Source organism: Streptomyces sp. NPDC127084, from assembly GCF_042724175.1.
GTDB lineage: Bacteria > Actinomycetota > Actinomycetes > Streptomycetales > Streptomycetaceae > Streptomyces.
In genome coordinates, this window is sequence record NZ_JBHXFA010000163.1 from 1 (window position 1) to 3,663 (window position 3,663).

A 3,663-nucleotide genomic window follows, 5' to 3' on the forward strand; every position below is an offset into this window, starting at 1 on the left:
TTATCCCCCCCCCACACAACCCCCCCCGGCCCCCCCCCCGGGCGGGGGGGGGGCGCAGTTCGGTAAAAGCGCTGCTCAGACCTCAATTGTGCGGGGCTTGAAGGCGGGCCGAGAGTCCTCGTAGGCCGCGATGTCGGCTTCGTTCTGAAGGGTGAGGCTGATGTCGTCGAGTCCGTTCAGCAGCCTCCAGCGGGCGTTCTCATCCAGCTCGAAATCGACGGTGACACCCTCTGCGCGCACCTGGCGCTGCTCCAAGTCAACAGTGATTTCAGCCAACGGGTCGGACTCGGTCAGCTCCCAGAGCCGGTCCACCGCCTCCTGCGGCAGAACCACGGTCAGCAGACCGTTCTTGAGCGAGTTGCCACGGAAGATGTCGGCGAAGCGCGCGGAGATGACGGCCTTGAACCCGTAGTTCTGGAGCGCCCAGACGGCGTGCTCGCGCGAGGAGCCGGTGCCGAAGTCGGGGCCCGCGACCAGCACCGTCGCACCCTGCCGCTCCGGCTGGTTGAGCACGAAGTCGCCGTTCCTGCGCCAGGCCTCGAAGAGCCCGTCCTCGAAGCCGTCGCGGGTGACCTTCTTGAGCCAGTGGGCCGGGATGATCTGGTCGGTGTCGACATTGCTGCGGCGCAGCGGGACGGCACGGCCTGTGTGCGTGGTGAATGCTTCCATGGCGGTCAGACTCCGGCGGGCGTACGGGGAACGGACAGGTCGGTCAGGTCGGCGGGTGACGCCAGGTGGCCGAGTACGGCAGTGGCGGCGGCGACCTGCGGTGACACCAGATGGGTACGACCGCCCTTGCCCTGCCGTCCCTCGAAGTTGCGGTTGGAGGTGGACGCGGAGCGCTCACCGGGGGCGAGCTGGTCGGGGTTCATACCCAGGCACATCGAGCAGCCCGCGTGCCGCCATTCGGCGCCCGCCTCCTTGAAGACCTTGTCGAGCCCCTCCTCGACGGCCTGGAGCGCGACCCGCACCGAGCCGGGGACGACCAGCATCCGTACCTCGTCGGCGACTTTGCGGCCGTCCAGGATCGCCGCCGCGGAGCGAAGGTCCTCGATGCGGCCGTTGGTGCAGGAGCCTACGAAGACGGTGTCGACCTTGATGTCGCGCAGTGCCTGCCCTGCGGTCAACCCCATGTACTCCAGGGCCTTCTCGGCGGCGAGCCGCTCCGAAGCGTCCTCGTACGAAGCAGGGTCGGGGACACTGGCGGACAGCGGGGCGCCCTGGCCCGGGTTGGTGCCCCAGGTGACGAACGGTGACAGCGCGGCGGCGTCGATGAGGACCTCGGCGTCGAAGACCGCGTCGTCGTCGGTTCGGAGGGTCTTCCAGTAGGCGACGGCGGCATCCCAGTCCTCGCCCCGAGGGGCGTGGTCCCGGCCCTTGAGATAGTCGAACGTCGTCTGGTCAGGGGCGATCATGCCGGCCCTGGCACCCGCCTCGATCGACATGTTGCAGATGGTCATGCGGGCCTCCATCGAGAGCTTCTCGATGGCGGAGCCGCGGTACTCCAGGATGTAGCCCTGACCGCCTCCGGTGCCGATCTTCGCGATGATCGCCAGGATCAGGTCCTTGGCGGTGACGCCGTCGGGCAGCTCGCCCTCGACCGTGATCGCCATGGTCTTGGGGCGGGCCAGCGGCAGGGTCTGGGTGGCCAGCACATGCTCGACCTGCGAGGTGCCGATACCGAAGGCCAGGGCGCCGAAGGCGCCGTGGGTGGAGGTGTGGGAGTCACCGCAGACCACGGTGGTGCCCGGCTGGGTGAGGCCGAGCTGCGGTCCCACCACGTGGACGACTCCCTGCTCGACATCGCCGAGCGGGTGCAGCCGCACGCCGAACTCGGCGCAGTTCTTGCGCAGGGTCTCCAGCTGGGCCCGCGAGACCGGGTCGGCGATCGGCTTGTCGATGTCGAGCGTCGGGGTGTTGTGGTCCTCGGTGGCGATGGTGAGGTCGAGCCGCCGCACCCGGCGCCCGCTGAGGCGGAGGCCGTCGAACGCCTGTGGGCTGGTCACCTCGTGCAGGAGGTGCAGGTCGATGAAGAGCAGGTCAGGCTCGCCTTCGGCGCGCCGGACGACATGGTCGTCCCAGACCTTCTCCGCGAGTGTCCTACCCATCGCTTTCCCTCCGGCCCGGCAACGCTGCCGGACGCCTACTAGAGATCGATTGCGCGGCGCGGCACCGGCAGTTGCCGGCGGAGGCACGCGGGCCTCGTGCGGCCGTACAACCAGGTTCGCAACTTCTCGGAGAATTTGAACTTGCGTTTCACAGAGTGAGACATGAATATCGTTGCATGGACAACTCTAGTGGCGTCGGAGTTCTCGACAAGGCAGCGCTGGTACTGAGCGCGCTGGAGTCCGGCCCGGCCACCCTCGCCGGGCTGGTCGCAGCGACCGGGCTCGCGCGGCCCACGGCGCATCGCCTCGCCGTGGCGTTGGAGCACCACCGGATGGTGGCGCGCGATATGCAGGGCAGATTCATCCTGGGCCCCCGGCTGTCGGAGCTCGCCGCCGCGGCGGGCGAGGACCGGCTGCTAGCCACGGCGGGGCCGGTGCTGACGCATCTGCGGGATGTGACCGGCGAGAGCGCCCAGCTCTACCGCAGGCAGGGCGACATGCGGATCTGTGTGGCAGCCGCCGAGCGGCTGTCCGGATTGCGGGACACCGTGCCCGTGGGGTCGACCCTCACCATGAAGGCCGGGTCTTCGGCCCAGATCCTGATGGCCTGGGAGGAGCCGGAGCGCCTGCACCGGGGCCTCCAGGGCGCACGCTTCACGGCGACCGCACTGTCCGGCGTACGGCGCAGGGGCTGGGCGCAGTCGATCGGCGAGCGCGAACCGGGCGTCGCCTCGGTTTCCGCCCCGGTGCGCGGTCCGTCGAACCGGGTGGTGGCGGCCGTCTCGGTGTCCGGACCGATCGAGCGTCTGACCCGCCACCCGGGCCGTATGCACGCCCAGGCGGTGATCGACGCCGCCGCCCGCCTGTCGGACGCACTGCGCCGGGCGGGGTAGCGCTGCGCTGGAGATCAGGGGGCGCGGGGGCGCGAAGCGGCCAGAGTAGTCCAGGGGGATGCCGCCGCACGTCAGGCCGGTCACGCCCGCGCGACGGAGCACGCAGGCGCTCCGCGATGAACGGCCGCGCGAGGCGGGGGAAGCAGCCCAGGGGTTGCCCTCGGCCGCCCCCGTTCGGCGAAGCCCCGCGGGAAATACCAGGTGGGATCTCCCTGGTGGCCACGAGCCGGGGAAGAGTTCGACGGTGTGCCCTCCAGCCGCCCTCCGCACCATCACCGCCCCGCACGCACGCACGCACACACACCAAAGCCTCACTGGCCCCGCGGGGAATGCCGCGTGGGATCACCACCGTGAACCACCAGCCGGTGAGCCCGAGGCGGTACCTCGGCCGGCCTTCGCCCCGTCGCCGCCAGGTCCGCCCCGGACAGAGCCGCACAGGCGCCCCGTGGGCGAACGTCCGGCGGGAGCTCCAAGGAGACCGACGAGCGGAGAAGCGGCGGGGGGCGTGCCCGCCCCCCCGCCCCCCCGCGCCCCCGCGCTGGCGGACTTCCACACGGCTGGTGGGGGGGGCGGCCTGCCGGCCGTCGACCTGCCCGATCGGCAGCGCGGCGCTGGTGACCCGCCCGGCCGCCGTCGTACGGACCGCGGGCGCGCCGTACTCC

General features: G+C 70.9%; 3 protein-coding genes. 1 reads left to right on the forward strand and 2 read right to left on the reverse strand.

All coding sequences use genetic code 11. From position 1 onward, the window contains the following. Positions 1–75 precede the first annotated feature (75 nt). Positions 76–669, reverse strand: coding sequence for a 3-isopropylmalate dehydratase small subunit (gene leuD, locus ACFWI9_RS28325; RefSeq protein ID WP_387166286.1), 594 nt, complete (start codon positions 667–669; stop codon positions 76–78). Positions 670–674: 5 nt separating this feature from the next. Next, positions 675–2,108: a 3-isopropylmalate dehydratase large subunit gene (leuC, locus tag ACFWI9_RS28330; protein WP_387166288.1), complete on the reverse strand. Its 1,434-nt coding sequence runs from the start codon at positions 2,106–2,108 to the stop codon at positions 675–677. Between the two features lie 176 nt (positions 2,109–2,284). Between leuC and ndgR the strand changes: the two genes are divergently transcribed. Then, a complete protein-coding gene (gene ndgR, locus ACFWI9_RS28335; protein WP_384933817.1) occupies positions 2,285–3,001 on the forward strand; it encodes an IclR family transcriptional regulator NdgR in 717 nt (238 codons plus the stop codon). Positions 3,002–3,663: the final 662 nt, after the last annotated feature.

Excerpts from the sequence above, each read along its gene's own strand:
- leuC (WP_387166288.1), bottom strand. The coding sequence starts at position 2,108 with ATGGGTAGGACACTCGCGGAGAAGGTCTGGGACGACCATGTCGTCCGG.
- ndgR (WP_384933817.1), top strand. The coding sequence starts at position 2,285 with ATGGACAACTCTAGTGGCGTCGGAGTTCTCGACAAGGCAGCGCTGGTA.
- leuD (WP_387166286.1), bottom strand. The coding sequence starts at position 669 with ATGGAAGCATTCACCACGCACACAGGCCGTGCCGTCCCGCTGCGCCGC.